This is a genomic window from Alteromonas sp. CH_MED4-4 (genome assembly GCF_037029575.1).
In the GTDB taxonomy this organism is placed as follows: domain Bacteria; phylum Pseudomonadota; class Gammaproteobacteria; order Enterobacterales; family Alteromonadaceae; genus Alteromonas; species Alteromonas macleodii.
In genome coordinates, this window is record NZ_JAYMEU010000012.1 from 44,616 (window position 1) to 68,580 (window position 23,965).

A 23,965-nucleotide genomic window follows, 5' to 3' on the forward strand; every position below is an offset into this window, starting at 1 on the left:
CTAGCTTATTCCTCTACTTTACCGCCAGCAGCTTCAATCGCTTCTTTAGCGCCTTTAGTAACCTTTAACCCGCTTACTGTAACAGCGCGTGAAACTTCACCGCTCTTAACAACTTTAACGAACTGGATTTCTTTCTTAACGATACCAGCTGCTTTTAAAGTCTCAAGAGACGCAGTATCACCATCAACCTTCGCGATTTCAGCAAGAGTTACTTGATCAGTAACAAAGCTCTTGCGTGAAGTGAAACCGAACTTAGGAAGACGACGCTGGATAGGCATCTGACCACCTTCGAATCCTGGCTTAACGCGGCCACCTGAACGGCTTTTTTGACCTTTGTGACCGTGGCCACTCGTTTTACCAAGACCTGAGCCGATACCACGACCAGAACGCTTACCAGTAGGCTTTGAACCTTCGGCTGGAGAAATTGTATTTAAACGCATGTCTTACTCCTCCACTATCTCAACCATGTAATATACACGGTTGATCATGCCACGAACGGCTGGGGTATCTTCCAGTTCACGAACATGGTTGATTTTACGAAGGCCTAAACCTTTAAGCGTAGCTTTGTGCTTTGGCAGACGGCCAATTGCACTTTTAGTTTGCTTTACTTTAATCGTTGCCATGTCTGATTACCCCAAAATTTCTTCTACAGACAATCCACGCTTCGCAGCAACTTTCGCCGGGCTGTTCATTTCTGTCAGCGCGTTGATTGTTGCACGTACAACGTTGATTGGGTTTGTAGAGCCGTAACATTTTGAAAGTACGTTTTGTACACCAGCTACTTCAAGTACTGCACGCATCGCACCACCAGCAATAATACCGGTACCTTCAGATGCTGGCTGCATGTAAACTTTAGAGCCAGAGTGACGACCTTTAATCGGGTGCTGTAACGTGTGACCGTTAAGGTCTACGTCAACCATGTTGCGACGTGCCTTTTCCATTGCTTTTTGGATTGCAGCAGGTACTTCACGTGCCTTACCGTAACCAAAACCAACGCGACCGTTACCGTCACCCACTACTGTCAATGCAGTGAAACTAAAGATACGACCACCTTTAACCACTTTAGATACGCGGTTTACGGCGATCAATTTCTCTAGAAATTCACCATTTTGAACGTCTTGTTTAGCCATTATAAACTCCTAGAACTGAAGACCAGCTTCGCGAGCTGCATCAGCTAATGCTTTAACGCGACCGTGGTATTGGAAACCACTGCGATCGAAAGCCACTGTTTTAATGCCTTTCTCAAGAGCGCGCTCTGCGATTGCTTTACCGACTACCGTCGCTGCTTCAGCGTTACCTGTAGACTTAAGATCTTTTGCAAGATCTTTCTCAACAGTTGAAGCCGCTGCCAACACTTCAGAACCGCATGGAGCGATTAGCTGAGCGTAGATGTGGCGAGGTGTACGGTTAACTACCAAGCGATGCGCGGCCAGTTCACGAATTTTTGCTCGTGCGCGAGTAGCGCGACGAATGCGAGCTGTTTTCTTATCCATCGTATCACCCACCTACTTTTTCTTAGCTTCTTTACGACGTACGTGTTCGTCAGCGTAACGTACACCTTTACCTTTGTAAGGCTCTGGTGGACGGTAACCACGAATGTTCGCCGCAACCTGACCAACCACCTGCTTATCGGCGCCTTTAACGACGATTTCAGTTTGGCTAGGAGTTTCAACCGTAATGCCTTCAGGCATTTCGTATGCTACAGGGTGAGAGAAACCTAGTGTAAGGTTTAGTTTGTTACCTTGTGCTTGTGCACGGTAACCAACACCTAACAACTGAAGTTTTTTCTCAAAACCTTCTGAAACACCTTGAACCATTGCGTTAAGGATAGAGCGCGCAGTACCAGCCTGTGCCCAACCGTCAACAAAGCCTTCACGTGGAAGTGCTTTAAGTTGGTTCTCTTCCTGTGCAACTTCTACAGCGTCGTTGAAAACGCGGGTCAAAGTGCCTTTACTACCTTTAACAGTAACTTCTTGACCAGAGATAGAAACTTCTACACCTGATACAACGTCTACTGGGGCTTTTGCTATACGTGACATTTCAACTCCTCCGTTATGCTACATAACCGATGATCTCACCGCCCATGCCAGCGTTACGCGCTGCACGGTCAGTCATCACACCTTTAGAAGTCGACACGATAGCTACGCCTAAACCACCCATAACCTTTGGAAGCTCATCTTTTTTCTTATAGATGCGCAGACCAGGACGGCTTACACGTTCGATAGTGTCAATTACTTGCTTGCCTTCGAAGTACTTAAGCGTAACTTCTAAAACAGGCTTAACGTCACCAGAAGCAGCGAAGTCAGTAATATAACCTTCAGCTTTCAATACTTCACAGATTGCAACGCGAAGTTTTGAAGAAGGCATAGTTACAGAAACTTTCTGTGCCATCTGGCCGTTACGGATGCGGGTAAACATATCCGCGATAGGATCTTGCATGCTCATTATCAGCTACTCCTTACCAGCTGGCTTTCTTAAGGCCAGGGACTTCACCGCGCATCGCTGCTTCGCGAAGCTTAATACGGCTAAGACCGAATTTGCGTAGGTAACCATGTGGACGACCAGTAACACGACAACGGTTACGTTGACGAGACTTACTAGAGTCACGTGGCAGTTGTTGTAGCTTCAGAACAGCGTCCCAACGCTCATCTTCAGAAGCGTTAACATCGCTGATAATCGCTTTAAGTGCGGCGCGCTTTTCAGCATACTTAGCTACTAGCTTAGTACGCTTAGCTTCACGTGCCTTCATTGATTCTTTTGCCATAACCCTACACCCCTACTTTTTGAATGGGAAGTTAAACGCGTCCAGCAGAGCACGTGCTTCTTCATTTGTATTCGCACTGGTAGTGATAGTGATATCCATACCGCGAACCTTATCCACTTTATCGAAATCGATTTCAGGGAAAATGATTTGCTCACGCACGCCCATGCTGTAGTTACCACGTCCGTCGAATGATTTAGGATTCAAACCACGGAAGTCGCGAACACGTGGGATAGCGATTGAAATCAAACGCTCTAGGAATTCCCACATACGCTCGCCGCGTAGGGTTACTTTACAGCCAATCGGATAACCTTCACGGATTTTAAAACCCGCTACTGATTTTCTAGCAACTGTAACAACAGGCTTCTGACCGGCGATAGCCGTCATGTCAGCTTGAGCATTCTCAAGTACCTTTTTGTCAGCAACTGCTTCACCTAAACCCATGTTTAGAGTGATTTTTTCAATCCGAGGGACTTGCATGACGCTTTTGTATCCGAACTGCTTAGCAAGTTCAGCTACTACTGTTTCTTTATAGAAATCATGCAGTTTCGCCATCGTACTCTCCAATATAATTAAACAAGTTCGCCGTTAGACTTGAAGAAACGTACTTTCTTCTCATCTTCGAAACGGAAACCAACGCGATCTGCTTTGCCCGTTGCCGGGTTAACAATCGCAACATTAGAAACGTGAATAGAAGCTTCTTTCTCAACGATGCCACCAGCTACGCCCAGTTGTGGGTTTGGCTTAGTGTGCTTCTTAACGAGATTAACGCCTTCTACAATTACACGGTTATCAGCAATAAGCACTTTAAGGACTTTGCCTTGTTTGCCTTTGTCTTTACCCGCTAATACGACTACTTCATCATCACGACGAATTTTATTAGCCATTATCGTGACTCCTTATAGTACCTCTGGGGCCAATGAGATGATTTTCATGAAGTTTTCACTTCTCAACTCACGGGTAACCGGGCCAAAGATACGCGTACCAATTGGTTGCTTGTTAGCATTAAGCATAACAGCCGCGTTACCGTCAAAACGAATGGTAGAACCATCTGCACGACGAACGCCTTTTCTAGTACGCACCACCACTGCATTCAGTACGTCACCTTTTTTAACTTTACCGCGAGGAATTGCTTCCTTAACAGTAACTTTGATGATGTCACCGATACCTGCATAACGGCGATGCGAGCCACCAAGAACCTTAATACACTGAACCCTGCGAGCGCCGCTGTTGTCTGCAACGTCCAGGTTAGTTTGCATTTGGATCATGTTAGTGCTCCGCTCTTAAAATTAAGACTCTCCCGAGTCGTTAGTGCTGCTAAAAACAACTGGATGTCGTTGCTTTTATGTACATACCCCCATAAAAAGGGCGCGAAATAATAACAGAAAACATTTGGAAGTGATAGCGGTAAATTGAATTATTTTTAAACTATGTGAGCAATAAAAAAGCCCCGACTAAAAGTCGGGGCTGATAACCACGTCATAGGTTATCAAGCAGGATCTTTTAGGCGATTTTCATTACTTACAAGCTGCTTACTCAAGTGCCTGTAAAGGCTCTCTTTCAACCGGCTTACACCAACAGGTTTTGATATGAAGTCATCCATGCCGGATTTCAAGCATTTTTCTTTGTCGCCGGTTAACGCATTTGCGGTTAATGCAATTATTGGGATGTCCCGTGCCTTGTCTCCCATTGACCTAATTAGCTTTGTCGCCTCTAATCCATCCATTACAGGCATATGGCAGTCCATCAAAATGATTGTGTAGGGTGACTTTCCTTTTAATGCGCCTTTAACTTTTTCTACTGCCTCTTCACCGTTTTCTGCTAAATCGGCGGTAATACCTATCTCTTTTAGTTGCTCTTTAATGACAAGCTGATTTATTTCATTGTCTTCAACTATTAGTGCTTTAAACGCGCTCAGCTCCTGTTTAGACGGGATATAAACAGCATTATGGCCACATGCTTTTTCGGCTACGGTGCCTGCGTTAGCATCGTCTAGCATGAGGGTTACGATAAATCGCGCCCCCACGCCTAAATCGCTGCACACCTCAATTTTACCACCGTAATGCTTCACGATTTGACTGACTATAGACAACCCTAAGCCTGTCCCACCATATCTTCGCTGCGTCGAGTTTTCTGCTTGAACGAACGGCGAGAAAATGAGCTTTTGCTGTTGCTCGCTAATTCCGATCCCTGAATCAGTCACAATTAATTTTACTCTAAACCGCCCTTTTCCGTATCGGGTGCTTTTAGTTTCAACCGTTACCTTCCCCTCTTTTGTGAATTTAATAGCGTTATTCAATAGGTTAATCAGAATTTGCCCAATTCTTAGTTTGTCAGCTATGAAGGTTTTGCCCTCAACCCCCTTTGTGCTTACTGAAAGCTCAATACCTTTCTCGTGAGCTAGCCGCGTGAACATCGGCACTTGCTCTTCTATGGTGTCAGCAAGGTTGGTGGGCGATTCTTCAAACGACATGTTGCCAGAGTCGATTTTAGAAAAATCCAATATATCATTCACGATGTTGAGTAATGAATCTGCACTTTTCATAGCAATAGAGGCATGTTCTAGCTGGGTAGAATTTAGCGAGGAACTAATAAGTGCCTCCAGCATGCCCTGAACCCCATGAATTGGTGTTCTTATTTCATGGCTCATATTCGCAAGGAATTCACCTCGTGCTTTCAACGCGCTTTCTGCCATATCCGTTTTTTGCTGCAAGATGGTTTTGTCCAAGTGTTGCTGCGTTATGTCGACTGTAGCACCAATTACCTTAACGCAACGGTCATTTTCCATGACCGGATGAGCGCGGCTTTGTAACCAACGGGTTTCTCCCGCATCGGTGCGAACTTCAAGTTCATAGGAAAAGTCTTCGCCGGTTTTTATCATCTGATTGAACTGGGCGACGTATTTATTCCGCTGGTCTTCATCAACCACGAATTTAATCACGTCTTCTGGCTTTACTACTTTTTCTCCATGCACATGCAGCATTCGCTTCAGTGCACCAGACCAAATCAATGCTCCGGTATCAATATTTAACTCCCATGTACCTACACCGGCAAGGTTAGTCACTTGGTGTAATAACGAGTTTCTCTCTTCTAATATCGCTTTTTGCGCATTGAGATTACTTATCGCTTGTTGACGCTCTAATTCGTTGCCTATCCACGAAGCAAGCAAAAGTAAATAATCCATCTCTAAGGGCGTAAAGGGTGTGTCCCGTGGACCGAGAGATGAGAAGTTTACTGTACCGAAAAATTCACCATGTACTCGCACTGGTGAAGCGAGATAACTCTTTAATGTGTATTTTTCAAAACACGGATGCGAGGCACCTGGCGCAGTATCTATATTGTGATAAGCCACAACAGCATCGCTGTTCACCACGTCTGCACAGTAAGTGTCTGGTAATGCGAAGGTCGTATTTAATGATATGTCGTTATCGGGCGTAATAACGCTAAGAACACGATAATTATCGCCTTGAATGTTACTTACAATCCCTGTTTCCAACCCGAGTATTTCCGTACCTATGCTTAGCAAGCTCTCGAGCTTTTTATCAAATGAAAGTGCTTTGTCATTTGATATGGTTTGTAGATCTTTAATGATACTCATGAGGATTTTCGCCCTCCCAGACAGCAAGTAAAAAGGCCAACGTTTTTAGCGTTGACCTTTTAAACTTACGTGAAATATACGCAGATGAAAGTTTTCACCCTTATCAATTAGTATAATAAATGTACTAACCGATTAATAAAGCACGTTAATTTCATATCCCGTTGGCGTATCCGCTGGCTCAACAGTAACTATGTAGTTTTCTTCCTCTGTAAAGCCAAACAGCGCGGTTCTATCAAGCAGCACCTGCTCCTCGTTGTCATCTTCGTATACGGCAATCACTTCATAATAGTCTGACGGCAGCACTTCACTGGTACTTTCAGCAAATTCAAGATTCTGTATATCGTACTCGGCAGTATCAATGGTTTCGTCATTTCTTACCAAGTAGAAGTCTACGTCATCAAAGTCGCTAACTAAGTTGATGAAGTTTACTGTCTTATCGTAGGCCTGAGGCAAACCACTTTCTACAAAGGTTGCTGCGCCTAATTTATTGTTGGTGTTGTAGATAAGAATAGCCTTACTCTCACCCTGATTAAGCGTAATTAGCTTGTTGCTCAGTGACGTTACTGTACCTGATGGGTCGGTTACGGTAACGCGATAATCGCCATAGCGGATAGTACTAAACTCAGACAACTCGCCCGCCGCGAGTGTAAAACTGACGTCCTCTTCATCAGTGTTTCCACCAAAGGTAACCTGAAGCTCTGCATCCAGATTCGTAGAATTGTAAATACGATACTGTGAATCTGCTTCTACATCTGTAAGCGCCGTAACTGATGAAGAGTTAAGAATAGTGTCTACAACTAGCCCTTCTTGAATTGCGCCACTGACATCGCGCAGTGTCATCAGATACTCAGTTTCGTATACAAAATCGATGGTTTGCGATTCAAATATAACATCGTCACTTCCTGGTTCGGTCAAATAAATCGTGTACTCGCCCTCATCGAAGTATTCACTGTCATCATCTGCATCCCAGAAGTCAAATTCAATCATGTCGCCCGTTGTAACCGTGCCAAGGAAGTTGGCTGCTTCAAACGGGTCGCCAGACTCACTCATGTAGAAATCATAAGAAGATTCATCTACTGCTACCGACAAAGCGAATAGGCGGAAGTGATCTTCCAATGTTTCGCGCTTATAAGAATAGGTGTTAAAAACGGGGTTACTAAAGTCACCACTCATCACAACAATGGTCTTATAACCGGTTTTTAAGTTAACGGTAATTTCGTCAATAAAAACTTCTTGGTCGTCTGAATCAGTTCGAATGAACTCGAGTTCTAATTCTCCATCATCCATAGAGTACATTGACGTAGTATCACCAAATTGAGCAGAGCCAAAGCTATCGCCATCAACTTCACGCATTTCTACATTGGCACCGTTAGGCGAAGCGTTGTAAAACTGAATGTAAGCATACGAATAATCTGAGCTACTGCTGCCTGAGCCACCACAAGCGGTAAGCCCAAGCAGTGCAATAAGCCCAATTGCCACTGTTTGGAACCATGTTCCACGAAGCAAAGATTGAGAGGTCAATTGCATAAATTGAATGTCCTTTGAAGTTGTTCTTGGTTGGATAAAGCCTGCGTAAAAGCAAATAGGCACATGTAGAGAGTGCTGATCTTGGCACGCACAATACAGCGATATGGCTATGTGAATAGGGCTTAGTTCGCAGCTTTACGTCAACTTTGCAAAGCTGACCTTTCTTTATGGAAAGTTGACATTCAAGCTTCTAAAAATGCTGGTAAAAGGCATAGATGTGCGAATAAACGTAAGCAAACCGCGCACAAAACTGACACAAAAAAAAGCCTGCATAAGCAGGCTTTAACTGTGTCTTAGGGAGACGGGATTACTTACTCATATGAGTATGATAGTGTCACACCGCTGTATGACGAATAAGCGCGAATACCAATGTGCCATGTGCCTGACGCTGGCGCGTCGAATGTACATACTTCGCTGTTGCCATTTTGATAAGGACGACAATCATAGCTATTCGTTTCTGGCTGTGAGCCAAACTTCACGTATAGATCGGCATCGCCTGAACCACCAGAGGTACGAATAGTCATCTGCGTTACACCTTCAGGAATCGTCCAAGTGTAGCGGTCCCAGTTTCTGCGCGTACCTGAAAGGCCGGTTAGCTGACCTGATACTGGTTCTACGCCAGGCTCAGAGCCGCCACCGCCACCAGTACCGCCACCGGCACAACCGTTGGTGTTAAGGTAATTATAGGCATCAGCAAGCTGCATTAAGCCATAACCGTAGAAGTTATCACGACCCGCACTGCCTTTATCTTCTGCCGTTGCATTAAGTGCACTACGAATTTGGTTGTTTGAACACTGCGGGAAGTAACTCCACACTAGTGCTGCACCACCAGCTACGTGTGGCGTCGCCATAGATGTACCGCTGAGTGAAGCGTAGGTATTTGTTGGATAGGTAGACTGAACTGCACTGCCTGGCGCGGCAATTTCAACCTGATCGTTATATTGGCTGTAGCTTGCACGATTTTCGTTTGAGTCTACTGCCGCAACTGACATTACTGCATCATATGAAGCAGGGTAAGACTTCGCACTGTTACCATCGTTACCTGCCGCCGCAACTAACAACATGCCTGCATCTGTGAAGCTCTGCATTGCATTTCGCTCGGTAGTTGACGAACTGCCGCCACCTAAGCTCATGTTAACAACGTTCGAGCCGGCATCCTGACATTGGGTGATAGCATCGATAAGGTCAGATGCGTAAGTCCATTGGCCATTGTCGTTAAAGATTTTAACGATATGCATATCCACGCCAGGATACACACCAACTACACCTTCGTTATTATCGTATGCTGCAATGGTGCCCGCTACGTGGGTACCGTGACCGTTACCATCGTTATACCAGTTACCTACAGCACTATTATTTGCCTGACCTGTAACGCCATCGTTGGTTCCAGGCAAATCTGGGTGACCCAGGTTGTAACCTGTATCGATGATACATACTTTGCGAGCCGTAGTATCTGACTGTGCAAATTGATTAGCCTGCACCATGGTGTAGCCGTAAGGCGTGGTCTGCGCCATAGGCTTACGACGAACGTCCACTTCAATACTTTCTACGTTTGGATTTTTACGAAGCTTGTTCAGCGCTGACTTACTCATCGTCGCCGCTACCATTTTATGCTTCTTAAGCTCTTTCTTAATTGCACCACCTGCTTTTCTTACTTCTGATTTAGCAGACGCGATATCGAAAGGCTTTTTACCTTTTACTTTGGCACTTGAGATTTGACCTTTACCTTTTAATGCACTCACTTCAACCGTTTCACTGGTCATCTCGTCTTTGAACTTGATGATGTAACGCTCTTGGTCAGTGGTGACAAGACGATCGACAGTCAATCGCTTACCTAGTGCTTGTTTTAGGGTTTGAGGCTTTTCTTTAACTTTTACCAGACCTTCGCCTGCTGCCATTGCAGAATTACCCATTAAGCCAAGTGATACAGCTAGAGCAGCTGCTGTTAGACATGTGTGTTTCTTATTTAATTTTGAGTTCAAAATTTATTTCCTGTTTTATCTGTCTTATTAACTTCAGCACTGTTTTATTCCGTGCTTTGGAAGCTATTTGTTATTAAATGACATACAGGTATAACCATTACCTCATACGAAAAGCTCATCCATGACAACCGACGCAACTGCGTTGCAACGACCTACCCGTTTGTCAGGTATGCAAATAAACGGTATTACCAATTATTTACAGAGCTCATATTAGGCGGCGAATCAGGCTGTTGAGTATGTTGCCTTAACCCTGGTGAGCATTTTTAATACCTTTAAAAATGCACAAAAAAACAACACAACTTATAAAGAGCGCGCCAAATGTGTATTACGAGCAGATTCATGGTAGGAATAAAAAACTATAATTAACATTAATTTTACAAAATCAAATGTAACAAAATATTAAACTATTTATAAGTTTTACTTAAATATAAAAAAGCGCGTACCCAAAGGTACACGCTTTTTTAAAAACCAATTGAAAACTCATTAGAGGCTCAATTCTAGCAACTTAGTCTCATAAACTGCGCTGTCTTACGATCTCGTATAAGCACACGCCGGTTGCTACCGACACGTTTAAACTTGTCACACTGCCAGCCATAGGAAGCTTCACTAACTCATCGCACGTTTCTTTGGTAAGCCTACGCATGCCCTTACCTTCAGCCCCCATTACTAATGCAGTTGGGCCTTTCAGGTCTACATCATAAAGGGTCTTATCGGTTTCACCGGCTGTGCCAACAATCCAAAGGCCTTTATCTTGAAGGTGCTTCAAGGTTCTGGCCAGGTTCGTGATTTGAATAAGTGGAACCACTTCAGCTGCACCACAGGCCACCTTTCTTACTGTGCCGTTTAAGCTTGCTGATTTATCTTTCGGTACTACTACCGCGTGCACCCCTGCTCCATCTGCAGTACGCAGGCACGCACCTAGATTATGCGGGTCGGTAACACCGTCTAGTACCAAGATTAAAGGCTGCGCTTCGCTTTCTAAAATTTTGTCTAAGTCAGCTTCATCTAGCACGCGGGCTGGTTTCGCTCTTGCTACCACGCCTTGGTGTTGTTCACCGCTTACTTTGTCATCTAGCGCTTTGCGCTGACAAAACTGAACGGAAATACCGAAACGACGGGCTTGGTTAACAATGTTGGTTAGGCGCTCATCATTGCGACCTTTTAACACTAACACTTCCATTACACGCTCGGGTTCTTTTTCAAGTACCGACTGCATGGCATGTAAACCGTATAACCATTCTTGCTGCGCCATTTAACGCTTACCTCTTTTATTCAATGACAGTGTTTTGCCGCTACTACCGCCTTTGGCGCTGCCGCGACTTGACGATTTTCCACCGCTACGACTAGACGAGCTTGAGCCGCCTTTGCCTTTGTTCCCTTTTTTATCAGAACGCAAGCCTTTATCAGAGCGTGATTTGTTATCAAAACGAGTAGATTTATCTGAAGCCTTTTTCGCAGACCTCACTTTTACCTTCTTACCCTTAGTGCCGCGCAGCATAGACTTATCGAGTAATAAATCAATCTTTCTTTCATCAAGGTTGACCGCTGCTACGGTTACTTCAACCGTATCACCCAATCTGAACTGGCGATGGCCCGACTCACCAACCAGCGCTTGTTTTACATCGTCATAGTGATAATAGTCATCATCTAGCGATGTAATGTGTACTAGGCCGTCGATGTGGTATTCGGTAAGACGTATAAATAAGCCAAAGTTTGTGACTGAGCTTACTACCCCTTCGAAGGTGTCGCCAACGTGGTCAAGCATGAACTCGCATTTAAGCCAGTCAGCCACGTCACGGGTGGCATCATCGGCGCGGCGCTCTGTCATTGAACACTGCTCGCCTAACTGTTCAATTTCTTCAACGGTGTAGTTTTTCGCGCCACTGACTGCTTTTTTGCCCTGCTGTTTAGCAATAATGCCTTTTAGCGCACGGTGCACGACCAAGTCTGGGTAGCGACGGATAGGTGACGTGAAGTGCGCGTAAGCTTCTAGCGCCAACCCAAAGTGACCTACGTTGTCACCGTCGTAAACCGCTTGCTTCATTGAGCGCAGCAGCATGGTTTGAATTAGTTCTTCGTCCACTCGACCGCGGGTTTTAAGCACCACATCGGTGAATGCGGCAGGCTCCGCGTCTTCAACTATGCGATGAGGAATACCGATTTCACTTAAGTAACTGGTAAATGCGGTAAGCCTGTCGGCGTCTGGTTTGTCGTGCACACGATATAGCGCTGGCGCCTCATGCTTTTCAAGCATAAGAGCCGCACTTACGTTTGCCATGATCATGCACTCTTCAATAAGCTTGTGCGCGTCGTTACGCACCAACGGCACAATATTTTCAATCTTGCGCTGGGCGTTGAATACAAACTTCACTTCTTGGGTTTCAAATTCAATCGCCCCGCGCTTGGCACGGGCTTTTTTGAGCGCGCGATACAAGTCGTGAAGATTACGTAAATGAGGTACATGAGGCTCGTAACGCTGATGAAGTTCTTTGTCGCCCTGCAGAATATTCCACACTTTAGTGTAGGTTAAACGGGCGTGTGAGTTCATGACTGCTTCGTAAAACTGGAATTCTTCTAGTTTGCCATTTGCACTGATGGTCATTTCACACACCATACATAGGCGGTCGACTTCAGGATTTAATGAACACAAGCCGTTTGACAGCACTTCCGGTAGCATAGGAATTACTTGGTCAGGGAAGTAAACCGAGTTACCGCGTTGCTGCGCTTCATCATCAAGGGCTGAGCCTGTTCTTACATAATGACTTACATCGGCAATGGCTACCCACAGCTGCCAGCCGCCATCGTCTAGCGGTTCACAATATACTGCGTCATCGAAGTCGCGGGCGTCTTCACCGTCAATGGTAACAAGCGGAAGCTGGCGTAAATCGATGCGACCTTCTTTGGCTTCATCGGGCACCTGATCGGTAAGCTTTTCCACTTGCTTGGTTACGCCATTTGGCCATTGGTGCGGAATATCAAACGTGCGAAGCGCCATTTCTATTTCCATACCTGGCGCCATATGTTCACCAAGTACTTCAACAATTTTGCCCACCGGACTCATTTTACGGCGTGGACGCTGAGTAAGCTCTACCACTACTACCTGCCCCATGCGGGCGCCGTTAGTGCTTTCTGGTGGAATGACAATTTCATGCTGCAAACGGCTGTCGTCTGGCACTACCATGCCAAAGCCTTGCTCAACAAAATAACGACCAACAATAGGCTCGCTGCGCGGCTCAATGACTTGCGTCACAAAGGCTTCTTTTCTGCCGCGACGGTCGGTACCGCTAATACGCGCTTCCACCACATCATCGTGAAGGAACAAGTTCATTTGCCCTGCACTGATAAATAAGTCACCGCTTTTGTCTTCAGGACGCAAAAAGCCGTAACCATCACGGTGACCAATAATTCTGCCTTTAATGAGTTCGTCACGGTTTTGAAGTATGTACTTTTTCTGCTTAGTGAATTGCACCTGCCCTTCGCGCTCCATAGCACGTAGTCGGCGCTGAATACCAATTCGCGCTTCTTCGTCGAAGGCGTTCACCAAGTTACAGATATCAAGAAACGACAACGGCTTGTCATGCTCTTTTAATAAACTCATTAAATATTCGCGGCTGGCTACCGGATTTTCGTACTTCTCTTTCTCGCGCTGATAATGCGGATCATCACTCATGTATTTTAAATTTACCTTTCGTATTTTGTTCAACGTGTTTTCGTTTGTGGCTTAGTTCTTCAAAGCCCTGTAGAAAACATAAATATGATTGTTTAGACACACAAACCATTTTTGGTTCATGTGGTTATTTGCTGCACAGTATAACAGTATTTGCGGTAAAAGATTGTGCGTTCTTCGGGCCCACAGGATTTGGAAAATTACTTAGCTAGGTGCGCAGATAGCGCCGCTGTCCAAAGTAGCCCATTTTAGTGTAGGTGCAGATAAAAAAGTTTGGTAAGTCCGGCTTATCCAAGTATCACGGCGATGAGCCCGATAGCTGAAATAACAGTTAATAAATAGATTGTAAGCTGGGTTTATTATTTGCTGTCCTATATAAGTCGTAAGCGACTTGGTAATGCATCCATGCCTGAGCACTTATCCCACTTACGGCTTCAAGCTTACGTGCGAATTCAATAGTCAAACTTGAATGGCCGTTGACGAATCGCGATAAATGTTTGCATGAGACTTCTAAACATTGCGCAATCTCTGATTGCTTCAAGGGTGACTTCGACATGCACCTGCGTTTGAATACTTCACCTGGATGAGGTCTTTTAAGATGTTCGGGCCTTGAACCTCGCTCTCCGGTATCAATTAATGCTTTGCCCCGGTCATCTTGATATTCAATACCTATGTGCATGCTTTGTTTCATGGGTTGTACTCTCTGTAATCAAGGCTGAAACAGTCACCATCGTTAAAATAGCAAGTTACCGCGCCACTAGGTTCTAGATTCTAGGTTCTACATTATTCACCGTGATAGTCACATACCAAAGGGCGCTTCCTTCAGGGCTTACTGCTCCGATATCTAGCAAATCTGATACATGTGAGGCAGCATCTAAATCGAACAACGCGTTCCAGACTTCATGACGATATGCTAACGGCAGCCATTCATCGTAATCAGAGAGCCACATTGAAAGTAGCTTTTGATGTAGAAAGCTTACAATTGCCATCCAACTACCCATAAGATTACCACAGAGGTAATTTCGCTTCAAAAAGATGTTCATATATTAACCAGAATCTAAAACGTAAACTTCGATCTAACGTACTGTTATTGATTCAACTAAGCCTGACATCTCTATGTCACAAACACTCAGTATAAAAATGGGTTTTTGTTGCATGAGCGTTCAACAAAACAATGACATCACCAGTTACCTTACAAACTTATAAAGAGCAGGCATATGGATAGAAGAACGTTTATAAAGCTGTCGTCATTCGCAGGTGCGAGCGTGGCAGTGTCTACAGGGCTAGCGGGCTGCACAGTGAGCAATTCAGCAAATAGCCAACCGCAAACTAACGCTACCTTTACCCATGGTGTGGCTAGTGGCGACCCGTTAAAAGACGCCGTTATTATCTGGACGCGCGCCGCCCCGACAACAGAGTCAGGCTCGGGTTTAGCAAAAGCCAATATTTTATGGGAAATGGCAAGCGATGCTGATTTTGCCAACGTGGTAAGTAGCGGGATAGTTGAAGCTAAAGCAACGCATGACTTTACCGTAAAGGTAGACGTAACAGGCCTTACCCCAGCAAGCCGTTATTTTTACCGGTTTAAAAGCGCTGATAATACAAGCCCAGTGGGTGAAACCCGTACGCTACCTGAAGCCGATGTGTCTAACGTCACGTTCGGCATATTTTCTTGTTCCAACTACCCCGCTGGCTTTTTCACGCCTTACATGGAAGCAGCGAAAGACGACAACATCGATTATGTATTACACCTTGGTGACTACATTTATGAGTACGATGGTGAAGGTTACGCAACTGAGCACGCCAAGGAAATTGGCAGGACCTATGCGCCAGATAACGATACCGAGCTTTATACGCTAACCGACTATCGCAATCGCTATGCGCTATATCGCACAGATGAAGGCTTGCTGTCGTTGCATCAAAACAAGCCATTTATTGTTGTGTGGGATGACCATGAAATCACTAACGACACCTACAAGGATGGCGCGGAAAATCACCAAGCTGATGAAGGCGATTTTTATGCACGCCGTGCAGCGGCCGTTCAAGCCTATTATGAATGGCTACCTATTCGCCCACCGTTTGGCACCGAGCGCTTAGAAATTTATCGTCAGTTTACTTTTGGTAAACTTCTTGACTTATACATGCTCGACACCCGCGTTCTTGCCCGCGACAAACAGCTTGAATACGCCAACTATCGCGATGCTGAAACTAAAGCGTTTGACCAAGCGCGCTTTATGAAAGACATCGGCAACCCGAACCGCGGCTTACTCGGTGAAACCCAACGCAACTGGCTACATTCGTCTATGCAGCAAAGCCAGGCTAAATGGCAGGTGTTAGGGCAACAGCTATTAATAGGCCGCATGCTTTTCCCTGTATCTATTTTTAACGGCGTTGAACGCAAAGCAATACCTGCCCATGTACATAGGCTCGCGAATATTAAACGCAAACAAATGCAAGGTGGCGCACTCAGTGAGCAAGAGCAGGCGCTTATTAATACCGTAATGCCATATAACCTAGACGCGTGGGATGGCTACCCTGTTGAGCGGGAACAGGTGCTGATGCAGCTTAAGTCCATCGGCAAGCCAATTATTGCCCTTGCAGGTGATACACATAATGCTTGGCATAATAAATTAACCCTTAAAGATGGTAAAGAGGTAGGGGTTGAACTTGCCACACCAGGCGTGACATCACCCGGTATGGAACATTACTTAAGCATGGATGATGAAATGGCAGAAACGCTTGCAGACGACCTACCGCTTCTAATTGAAGATTTGCAGTACTGTAATCTTCACCAGCGCGGTTTTATGACATTGACCGTTAGCGAAGACAGCGCAAAAGCCACGTGGCACTATGTGGATGCAATTTTGACCAAGGCTGGAAAGGTGGTTAACACGCATAGCTTTGAGATTAAGGCATAGCTTTCTACAATTTTATAAGCGTGTATAGGCTTGAGCCTATACACGTTATTTATAAAGTTAAAGGCTACAAACGCTACCTTACAAGTCTCACAACGAGCTTAGTGCTTTGAACAAATAGTGTGTTTTTAATCTGCGCTCGGTTATTACTGAGCATCATGAAGAACACGTAGTATTTCGATGCAATTTGTAATGATGTTTTCTCGATATATTACGATAAACGGCGGGCCATTAATCACAAGTTCCCGCGTATTCTTCAATCGGCCATGGCGGCCTGCTCTAGGATGTTCTGATAAGACTAGGTGCGAACTATCAATAATGTTCATGACAACGTCAATAGCTACAGAGGGGCTATTTTCTTGAGCAATATGAGCTTCAATTTTCTCTAAATCGGTACCTGCAAGATCAGTCCATTTGAGCTGCACGCTTAGCCTCCCACTTAGCTTTGACATCAGTATGGTCGGTCAAGCGTCCCTCATCAGCGGCTTTCACTCCTTTTTCCACCTCTTGGATAAACCACTCTTCGCGAGCAACGTACTGCTTGATGGCTTCGGCCATCAGCCACGTCCTAGGTCTGTCCATCGCCTTAGCCATTTCGCCTACACGTGCAAGTGTTTCATCATCTAATCTCACTGAGGTAGCTTTTAAAGGCATGTAGATTCTCCGAGGTTCTCTGAGAATCTTTATTGTAATTGCACTAGCATTCAATGTCTTCTTTGCTATTCATCAACAAAGACAGAGTGCAAGACATTATAGTTAAATTGTACCAACTAAAATCAGAGCCTCTGATACTCCTTCTTGTAATCCATACAATTTAAGTTACGTCCTATTCCCATCAAAATAGGGGCATATTGACGGGAATAGGTACTCTCTTACTCTTTACTTCTAGAACTCGTAATAAACACGCACACCAGCAATGCGTGGCATCCCGCGTACGAAGGTAGGAATACCCAATCCACCGCCCGTATTACCAGCATCAATCAAGAATTCTTTATCAAACAGGTTGTTCACGTAAAACTCATAGGCAAACTTGCTGTTGTCTTGAAGCAGCTTCACCGATACATCAGTCAGTGAGTAAGTATCTTGAGAAAGACCAGGGTAATTGCTGCTTTCAAAAAACACTTCTGACTGGAAGCTGGTAAGCCAGTTAACATCAATGTCAAAACTGTCCATATTGAATACTTTGTTGATGTTTATCGCGCCGCTAACTTCTGGCGCTAAGCGGAACTTATTGCCACCGTATTGGAACTCAGATCCATCAGCAGTATTGTCTGCAAATTCGGCATCAAGGAAACCAAGGCTTGCTGTTAGCGTCAGCGTCTCGCTGTAGTTATAGGTCGCCATGCCTTCAATACCCGACATGGTCGAGTCGCCTACCGTTACAGTAATAGACTGTAAGGTTTCTGCGTCGGTAAAGCTTTGCTGATAATCGCTGTATTCGTAGGTGAAAATAGCACCTGAGAACAGGAAGTTCGCGCTTTGGTATTTAATACCTAAATCGTAACTGTCTACTATTTCAGGTTTAGTCACATTAACGCCACCTGCGTTAGCATCCACAACTGGTGAACGTCGTCCCCTTGCGTAGTTCGCGTATACGTTCCAGTTGTTATTAATATCATAGCTTACGGCAAAGCGCGGCAGGGTATCGTCAAAATCGCGCTCGGCATCGAACGTAAATGCACCATCTGCAGTAGTATAAGTATTACGGGTATAACGTGTTTCGTCTATATAGCGCACGCCAGCAGTAATGTTGATGTCGTCGGTAACAAAATACGACACTTCAGCAACATAAGACGCTATATCAAGTTCAGCTTCAAATATAAACGGCCCTTGTATCATAATAGGCGGCAGTGCAGGGTTAGAAATAGGAGAACCATCTTCATTAAACAGTTGCGACACTAACATCGCACGCAGTGCTTCTATTTCTTCTAACGATGCGTCAGTAGCGATATTCTGATTTAGCGGAATGTTTGAGGTGGCCTCAAGCTGTGCTTTTACCGCATCGAAGGTACCACGTACAAATGGGTCTACCATCACATAGTAGGGCAAAATAGAATCGTCTTGAGTAATGGACGCACCTACAAACGCGGCCAATTTATCACCCGAGTCATACACTAAACGCATTGACGCACCTTTAAGCGTGGCATCGTTATCGAAATAGGCATCTTGAATACGCAACGCTGAACCATCAGCATCAAAACCTTCGCTTACTTCTACATCTTTATAGTATGCGTCGGCATGCAGACTGAGCATTTGGTTGAAATCGTAGTTTACGGTTAAGTCATAAGCTTGAAGCGTTCGTTCAATGCCTAGTTCACTGCCTAAACTAAATTCAGCATCAGTAAAAGGGCTAGTATCTCCGCCATTGGGGGCGATAGAGCCTGATTTGAAGGCAATGCCCGGCTGGTCGTTATACTCCATGGCTGCGCGCGCAATGATTTCAAGCTGATCGTAATTCGCTCGCCATGTTGCACGTAGTGCTTGTACTGAAACACCCTGAAGATCTTCGCTGTTGCACGGCACTTCTTCACCAAGATGGTTGTACATATTTGCATTACCGTAATAGGAATCTGCGCTACAGGCATTGTTTTCTACAATGCCGTCCATTTCGCGATAAAGACCTGCTATACGAAAACTGTGGTTGTCGTTAATAGGTTGGTTATACATGAATTCAAGTTCTTGCCCTTGCTCTGAGTTATAGCCAACCTGCACCTTGCCTTCTTGTTCGAAGGTGGGAAGATTAGAATGAATACTCACCGCACCATTGGCTGCCGCTACACCAAACAAGGTTGGCTGGGGGCCTTTTAAAACCTCTACGCGCGCAATATCAAAAAGCGCGACGCTGGCTACCGTCTTTTTACTGATATCAAAGCCATCTTGATATACAGAGATGCGAGGCGTTGCCGACACCGAAGATACGTCGTCAGTCACGCCTCGAATATTAAAAGACGGTAAGCTTACGGCCTGCTCTTGAATTTGAACGTTAGGTAAAATACGAGAAAGCTCATCAAGTTCCATGATATTGGTGCGCTCTAAGAACTCGCTACCTATTACATCCATAGTAACAGGCACATCCATAACGGACTGCTCACGCATTTGTGCGGTTACCGTAATCTCTTCTATATAGTCAGTTTCGTTTTCAGTGTCGGGCGCTACTTCTTGTGCAATTACGGCGCTTGATAGTGCAAATGCAATTGTTGTGGCAAGCATAGAGCGTGGATAAACCGTTCGTGGGTACAGAGGACGCATCAAATCATTCCTTTTGTGTGCTTACAGTATGTTTTGTGTGTTTTTATAAGCATTTCGCCTATAGATTGGCGACATTGCTTACCTTTTAGAATTATCGAAGCAAAAGAATGTAGAGCGCTTTTGAGACGGTTCGATGAACTATCCGTGACATGTCGGAGGCAATTTTGTGACAAGTATTCTGTGCCCCGTTTATGAAACCAAACAGAACTCAATTCTGTACAACAAAGTTGTGCAACCTCTATGCACAAAAGAACAATGTCAGTACAATATTTAAGTAGGGTAGAAAGAACTTTTAAATAAAAAGCGAAACGGAGACTGCAATGAAAAAACTAATGATGGCTACGGCTATTGGCGCCGCGACCTTATTAAGCGCATGTAGTGCAGAGCACGGCACCACTCAGTGTACTACTGCGCCGGAAGCTGAATGGCAAAACCAAGATGCGTTTCAGGCTCAGCTATTAGCGCAAGGCTACAAAATCAACGAATTTAAAGTGACAGGCGGTAACTGCTACGAAATCTACGGCTTCGATAAAGAAGAGAACAAAGTAGAGATTTACTTTAACCCTGTTGATGGCAGCATTGTTAAAAAAGAAATGCAGTAAATTCTGTTTAGCAAACGGTTCATCGAACGCTTGCTTTAAAACTTGATAAAAACGCTGCAAACTATTGCAGCGTTTTTGTTTTACCCTGAGAAAGTCACGTAATGCACAAAGCTAAAGACACGGGTTCAGATATTTATATTTGGGATTGGATTGTGCGCGTGTGCCACTGGGGCCTTGTCGTTACCTTTGTGACCAACTATTTTATTGTAGAGCCAGGTCGCCTTTATCATGAAATAGCCGGTTATATGGCGGTAGCGCTCATATCTATAAGGATTGGCTGGGGCATTTTATCCACCAAATTCGACGGAAGTAAAAGGGTTGCTACTGAATACGCAAGCTTTTCTAAAGTATCATTGCGTCAACAAGCCTTCGCTGAACATATTCAGCACGTAAAACAAAAGAAAATTCCCACTCACCATGGCCACAACCCTTTCGGCTGGCTAATGATAATGGCCGTTATCACGCTACTGCTGGGTTTAGGTATTACCGGTTTTATGATGGAAGAAATAGATGCACTGTTTGGCAATAGTACGCTGGAATGGATACACAGCATTATGGCTGATGTATTGTACGGCTGTGTGTTGGTGCATATTGCTTCCGTGTTTGCTGTACAACGTATGGGTAATATTCAGTTAGTTCGCCCTATGCTTACTGGCTGGCGTAAGCGTTAAGCCTACGTAAAGACATAGATGTGCTACGGACATAAATACGCTTTTGCAGAAGCTGGCTTGTTCTGTTTGCCAGCCTTTCTGCCCTAAAGATTTTAGTTGCCTGCAGGTGTTCGTTATCACCTCGCCGCTTGTGGCTTTTAACTATCTAAAGGCCGCTTTGCCTCTCGCACGGCTTTCGGGTGCATTAATTTTTCTAAGCGAGCGAGGTAAGACGCAATTTGCTGATGCTGCTTTTTATCGTTGGTCACCGAGTTATAAAGCCAGTGGTATGCGTCTTCATAATCGTAAGGACTGCCATAACCGTCCAAAAACAACTCAACCAAGTGAATTTGCGCTTTTAGGTTTTTAAGCGCAGCGGCTTCACGCAAATACACTACGGCGCGAGATTTATCCTGCTGCACAAGCGTGCCCTTTGCATAGTAACGCCCCAATTGCTCTAGTGCTGCTGGCAAACCTTGATTCGCGGCATCTTCCATGTAGCCAATACCACGGGCAGGTTCAGCGTCTACGCACACGCCCCATGCCAGCATATCTCCCCATAAAAACTGGTAGGCCGGTACTTTCAACACGTTGGCACGCGCTTCAATGTCTTGTACTAATTGGCATCGATCAGCCACTACTTTGTCTAAATGCGTATTAGCATTAATCATATCGATTAAGGCATCTTGGCTGTAAAGCTGAACTGCGCGAAGCTCTTCAATCGTTTCCCCTTCAAGAGCATGAGCGGAAAAGCCGGTGACAGTCGCGCAGATAAATAAGGCTGTGTGTAGAATACGTTTCATAGCAAAAGAGTATGTGTTGATTACAATGTCTTAGTTAAGGTATCGACTAATTATAGATTATCTTAACCAAGACATACTTTTCTTTACGAATGGACACATGAGCGTCTGCGGCCAGCTCATATCTGCTTTCAACTTTATGTTGACCACCTGCATTTAACCGTACGCCAGCATCTTGCTTTTAGTGACTACTTTTTCGTGGGCACATGGCCGATTGGATATGGCGGGCGTGATCTGCTAGGTCAATACCTAAATCAGTTAGGTAACCACCGTCTGGCTGGGTGATTAGGCCTTTGGAGTATAGCCTGGATGCTGCGTTCACCATGCTTTGGCTTGCATCGTGATGAATTTTTAAACCTTGAAGTAGGCTGTCTGTTGGAAACTTCAGTAACAAATTTAATTCGTCTAACATGTCCTGATCGAATGAACTCATGTAACCACCTTAGGCAAAAGGGTTAGTAGGGATTTAGCACGCTGGCCACTGTAAAACACCTCGGCAAAGCACTATGGTAACAACCTATACCGAAGCGAACACACCAAAGCACTGTTAGCCCTAGATTTGTTAATATTTTTAACGCTTTCTTATATCACACCCAAATGGCACCTCTGTAAAGCGTAATTTATCTGTAAAACGTTTAATCGTGTAAACACGGCGCTTACTGATCGGACTTTGGCGCTAAATAGTATATTCTTGCCATAAATTGAGTTTGTGGATGCACCTGCACTGATGAAGTACAAAGATTTACGCGACTTTATTCGCCAGCTAGAAGCTAAAGGTGAATTGGTACGCATTACCCAGCCCATTGATACCGACCTTGAAATGACAGAAATAGCCGACAGGACGTTGCGTGCCGGTGGCCCTGCGCTGTTATTTGAAAACCCTAAAAATCACGACATGCCCGTATTGGCAAATTTGTTTGGTACACCAGAGCGCGTAGCTATGGGCATGGGTCAAGAGTCTGTTGAAGCACTGCGTGAAGTAGGCAAGCTACTGGCTTATTTGAAAGAGCCTGAGCCGCCTAAGGGGCTGAAAGATCTTTGGGAGAAGCTGCCAGTATTTAAGCAGGTGCTTAATATGCCTGCCAAAGTCCTTAAAAAAGCCCCTTGTCAGGAAGTGGTGCTTACCGGTGACGACGTAGACTTATCGAAAATTCCGGTACAGCGCTGCTGGCCGGGTGACGCTGCGCCTTTGGTAACATGGGGTTTGAGTGTTACTAAAGGGCCGCATAAGAAGCGCCAGAATCTGGGCATTTACCGTCAGCAGGTTATCGGCAAAAACAAACTTATTATGCGCTGGTTGTCACACCGTGGTGGCGCCCTTGATTTTCGTGAGTGGTGTCAAACACACCCAGGCGAACCCTACCCGGTATCTGTGGCCCTTGGCGCAGATCCCGCTACCATTTTAGGTGCAGTTACTCCTGTTCCAGATACCCTTTCTGAATATGCTTTTGCGGGCTTACTACGTGGTGATAAAACCGAAGTAGTTAAGTCTATTAGTAACGACTTACAAGTACCTGCCAGTGCCGAGATTGTGCTTGAAGGCTATATCGCACAAGATGAAACAGCACCTGAGGGCCCTTATGGAGATCACACCGGTTACTACAATGAAGTCGACGACTTCCCTGTATTTACCGTTACTCATATTACCCATCGTAAAGATCCTATCTATCATTCGACCTATACAGGCCGTCCACCAGATGAGCCAGCTATTTTAGGTGTTGCGCTAAACGAAGTGTTTGTGCCCATTTTGCAAAAGCAGTTCCCTGAAATTGTCGACTTCTACTTACCGCCTGAAGGATGTTCTTATCGCATGGCAGTGGTGACGATGAAGAAACAGTATCCAGGGCATGCGAAACGGGTGATGATGGGTGTGTGGTCGTTCTTGCGCCAGTTCATGTACACCAAATTTGTGATAGTGTGCGATGACGACGTCAACGCGCGTGACTGGAACGATGTTATTTGGGCTATCACCACCCGTATGGACCCAGCCCGCGACACGGTAATGATAGAAAATACGCCTATCGACTACTTGGATTTTGCGTCCCCCGTTTCAGGGCTAGGTTCTAAAATGGGAATGGACGCCACCAATAAAATGCCGGGCGAGACCGACCGAGAATGGGGCGTACCTATTGTGATGGACGAAGACGTTAAGAAACGCGTTGATGATATTTGGGACAGTCTTGGTATTATGTAGCGACTATTTTTAGCGCTATT

The 23,965-nt window shown here is 45.1% G+C and carries 26 protein-coding genes; 4 read left to right on the plus strand and 22 right to left on the minus strand.

Features of this window, described 5'->3' with window-relative positions:
• Positions 1–5 precede the first annotated feature (5 nt).
• The 17 genes from rplO to WA381_RS10310 form a co-directional block, all read right to left on the minus strand.
• Positions 6–440, minus strand: a complete 435-nt coding sequence (gene rplO / locus WA381_RS10230) for a 50S ribosomal protein L15 (RefSeq protein WP_014950906.1) — start codon at positions 438–440, stop codon at positions 6–8.
• Positions 441–443: 3 nt separating this feature from the next.
• The gene (gene rpmD, locus WA381_RS10235) at positions 444–623 is read right to left on the minus strand and encodes a 50S ribosomal protein L30 (RefSeq protein ID WP_014950907.1); all 180 of its coding nucleotides are present in this window, start codon (positions 621–623) and stop codon (positions 444–446) included.
• Positions 624–629: 6 nt separating this feature from the next.
• Positions 630–1,130, minus strand: a complete 501-nt coding sequence (gene rpsE, locus WA381_RS10240) for a 30S ribosomal protein S5 (protein ID WP_012519221.1) — start codon at positions 1,128–1,130, stop codon at positions 630–632.
• A 9-nt stretch (positions 1,131–1,139) separates the two neighbouring features.
• Positions 1,140–1,493, minus strand: coding sequence for a 50S ribosomal protein L18 (gene rplR, locus WA381_RS10245; protein WP_014950908.1), 354 nt, complete (start codon positions 1,491–1,493; stop codon positions 1,140–1,142).
• Between the two features lie 12 nt (positions 1,494–1,505).
• Positions 1,506–2,039 carry a 50S ribosomal protein L6 gene (gene rplF / locus WA381_RS10250; protein WP_014950909.1) on the minus strand — a complete coding sequence of 178 codons (534 nt, stop codon included), beginning with the start codon at positions 2,037–2,039 and terminating at the stop codon, positions 1,506–1,508.
• 13 nt (positions 2,040–2,052) lie between these two features.
• A complete protein-coding gene (rpsH, locus tag WA381_RS10255; RefSeq protein ID WP_012519224.1) occupies positions 2,053–2,445 on the minus strand; it encodes a 30S ribosomal protein S8 in 393 nt (130 codons plus the stop codon).
• 13 nt (positions 2,446–2,458) lie between these two features.
• Positions 2,459–2,764 carry a 30S ribosomal protein S14 gene (gene rpsN / locus WA381_RS10260; protein ID WP_014950910.1) on the minus strand — a complete coding sequence of 102 codons (306 nt, stop codon included), beginning with the start codon at positions 2,762–2,764 and terminating at the stop codon, positions 2,459–2,461.
• Between the two features lie 12 nt (positions 2,765–2,776).
• Positions 2,777–3,316 (minus strand): 50S ribosomal protein L5, encoded by a 540-nt coding sequence (rplE, locus tag WA381_RS10265; RefSeq protein WP_014950911.1) that lies wholly within the window; start codon positions 3,314–3,316, stop codon positions 2,777–2,779.
• A 17-nt stretch (positions 3,317–3,333) separates the two neighbouring features.
• A complete protein-coding gene (gene rplX, locus WA381_RS10270) occupies positions 3,334–3,648 on the minus strand; it encodes a 50S ribosomal protein L24 (RefSeq protein ID WP_014950912.1) in 315 nt (104 codons plus the stop codon).
• 12 nt (positions 3,649–3,660) lie between these two features.
• Positions 3,661–4,029, minus strand: coding sequence for a 50S ribosomal protein L14 (gene rplN, locus WA381_RS10275; protein ID WP_012519228.1), 369 nt, complete (start codon positions 4,027–4,029; stop codon positions 3,661–3,663).
• A gap of 221 nt (positions 4,030–4,250) precedes the next feature.
• Positions 4,251–6,359: a GAF domain-containing hybrid sensor histidine kinase/response regulator gene (locus WA381_RS10280; protein ID WP_156086979.1), complete on the minus strand. Its 2,109-nt coding sequence runs from the start codon at positions 6,357–6,359 to the stop codon at positions 4,251–4,253.
• Positions 6,360–6,491: 132 nt separating this feature from the next.
• Positions 6,492–7,886: a DUF4397 domain-containing protein gene (locus WA381_RS10285; RefSeq protein ID WP_156086980.1), complete on the minus strand. Its 1,395-nt coding sequence runs from the start codon at positions 7,884–7,886 to the stop codon at positions 6,492–6,494.
• 311 nt (positions 7,887–8,197) lie between these two features.
• Positions 8,198–9,868: a S8 family serine peptidase gene (locus WA381_RS10290; protein ID WP_039226695.1), complete on the minus strand. Its 1,671-nt coding sequence runs from the start codon at positions 9,866–9,868 to the stop codon at positions 8,198–8,200.
• A gap of 511 nt (positions 9,869–10,379) precedes the next feature.
• Complete coding sequence (gene rlmB, locus WA381_RS10295; RefSeq protein ID WP_014950916.1) at positions 10,380–11,120, minus strand: 23S rRNA (guanosine(2251)-2'-O)-methyltransferase RlmB; 741 nt, start codon at positions 11,118–11,120, stop codon at positions 10,380–10,382.
• Positions 11,121–13,538 (minus strand): ribonuclease R, encoded by a 2,418-nt coding sequence (gene rnr, locus WA381_RS10300; RefSeq protein WP_156086981.1) that lies wholly within the window; start codon positions 13,536–13,538, stop codon positions 11,121–11,123.
• 328 nt (positions 13,539–13,866) lie between these two features.
• Complete coding sequence (locus tag WA381_RS10305) at positions 13,867–14,226, minus strand: HigA family addiction module antitoxin (RefSeq protein ID WP_156086982.1); 360 nt, start codon at positions 14,224–14,226, stop codon at positions 13,867–13,869.
• A 73-nt stretch (positions 14,227–14,299) separates the two neighbouring features.
• Positions 14,300–14,524: a hypothetical protein gene (locus WA381_RS10310; protein ID WP_231506577.1), complete on the minus strand. Its 225-nt coding sequence runs from the start codon at positions 14,522–14,524 to the stop codon at positions 14,300–14,302.
• A gap of 228 nt (positions 14,525–14,752) precedes the next feature.
• On the opposite strand from WA381_RS10310, the gene WA381_RS10315 reads away from it, so the two are divergent.
• Positions 14,753–16,453, plus strand: coding sequence for an alkaline phosphatase D family protein (locus WA381_RS10315; RefSeq protein ID WP_156086983.1), 1,701 nt, complete (start codon positions 14,753–14,755; stop codon positions 16,451–16,453).
• Between the two features lie 143 nt (positions 16,454–16,596).
• On the opposite strand, the gene WA381_RS10320 is transcribed toward WA381_RS10315, so the two are convergent.
• The 3 genes from WA381_RS10320 to WA381_RS10330 all read right to left on the minus strand — a co-directional run bounded on the left by WA381_RS10320 (position 16,597) and on the right by WA381_RS10330 (position 19,699).
• Positions 16,597–16,875 (minus strand): type II toxin-antitoxin system RelE/ParE family toxin, encoded by a 279-nt coding sequence (locus WA381_RS10320; RefSeq protein WP_156086984.1) that lies wholly within the window; start codon positions 16,873–16,875, stop codon positions 16,597–16,599.
• On the minus strand, positions 16,856–17,104 hold the full coding sequence (locus WA381_RS10325) for a CopG family ribbon-helix-helix protein (protein ID WP_156086985.1): 249 nt from the start codon (positions 17,102–17,104) through the stop codon (positions 16,856–16,858). The genes WA381_RS10320 and WA381_RS10325 overlap by 20 nt, the downstream gene beginning before the upstream one ends.
• A 231-nt stretch (positions 17,105–17,335) precedes the next feature.
• Positions 17,336–19,699 (minus strand): TonB-dependent receptor, encoded by a 2,364-nt coding sequence (locus tag WA381_RS10330; RefSeq protein ID WP_156086986.1) that lies wholly within the window; start codon positions 19,697–19,699, stop codon positions 17,336–17,338.
• Between the two features lie 320 nt (positions 19,700–20,019).
• Between WA381_RS10330 and WA381_RS10335 the strand changes: the two genes are divergently transcribed.
• Positions 20,020–20,301: a PepSY domain-containing protein gene (locus WA381_RS10335; protein WP_156086987.1), complete on the plus strand. Its 282-nt coding sequence runs from the start codon at positions 20,020–20,022 to the stop codon at positions 20,299–20,301.
• A 101-nt stretch (positions 20,302–20,402) separates the two neighbouring features.
• Entirely contained in the window at positions 20,403–20,972 is a 570-nt protein-coding gene (locus tag WA381_RS10340) for a cytochrome b/b6 domain-containing protein (protein ID WP_156086988.1), read from the plus strand.
• 137 nt (positions 20,973–21,109) lie between these two features.
• Here the strand turns inward: WA381_RS10340 and WA381_RS10345 are convergent, their stop codons facing one another.
• Positions 21,110–21,754: a tetratricopeptide repeat protein gene (locus tag WA381_RS10345; protein ID WP_014977534.1), complete on the minus strand. Its 645-nt coding sequence runs from the start codon at positions 21,752–21,754 to the stop codon at positions 21,110–21,112.
• 178 nt (positions 21,755–21,932) lie between these two features.
• Complete coding sequence (locus WA381_RS10350) at positions 21,933–22,184, minus strand: TIGR02647 family protein (protein ID WP_014950925.1); 252 nt, start codon at positions 22,182–22,184, stop codon at positions 21,933–21,935.
• 294 nt (positions 22,185–22,478) lie between these two features.
• On the opposite strand from WA381_RS10350, the gene ubiD reads away from it, so the two are divergent.
• On the plus strand, positions 22,479–23,945 hold the full coding sequence (gene ubiD / locus WA381_RS10355; protein ID WP_014950926.1) for a 4-hydroxy-3-polyprenylbenzoate decarboxylase: 1,467 nt from the start codon (positions 22,479–22,481) through the stop codon (positions 23,943–23,945).
• The last annotated feature ends 20 nt before the right edge of the window (positions 23,946–23,965 follow it).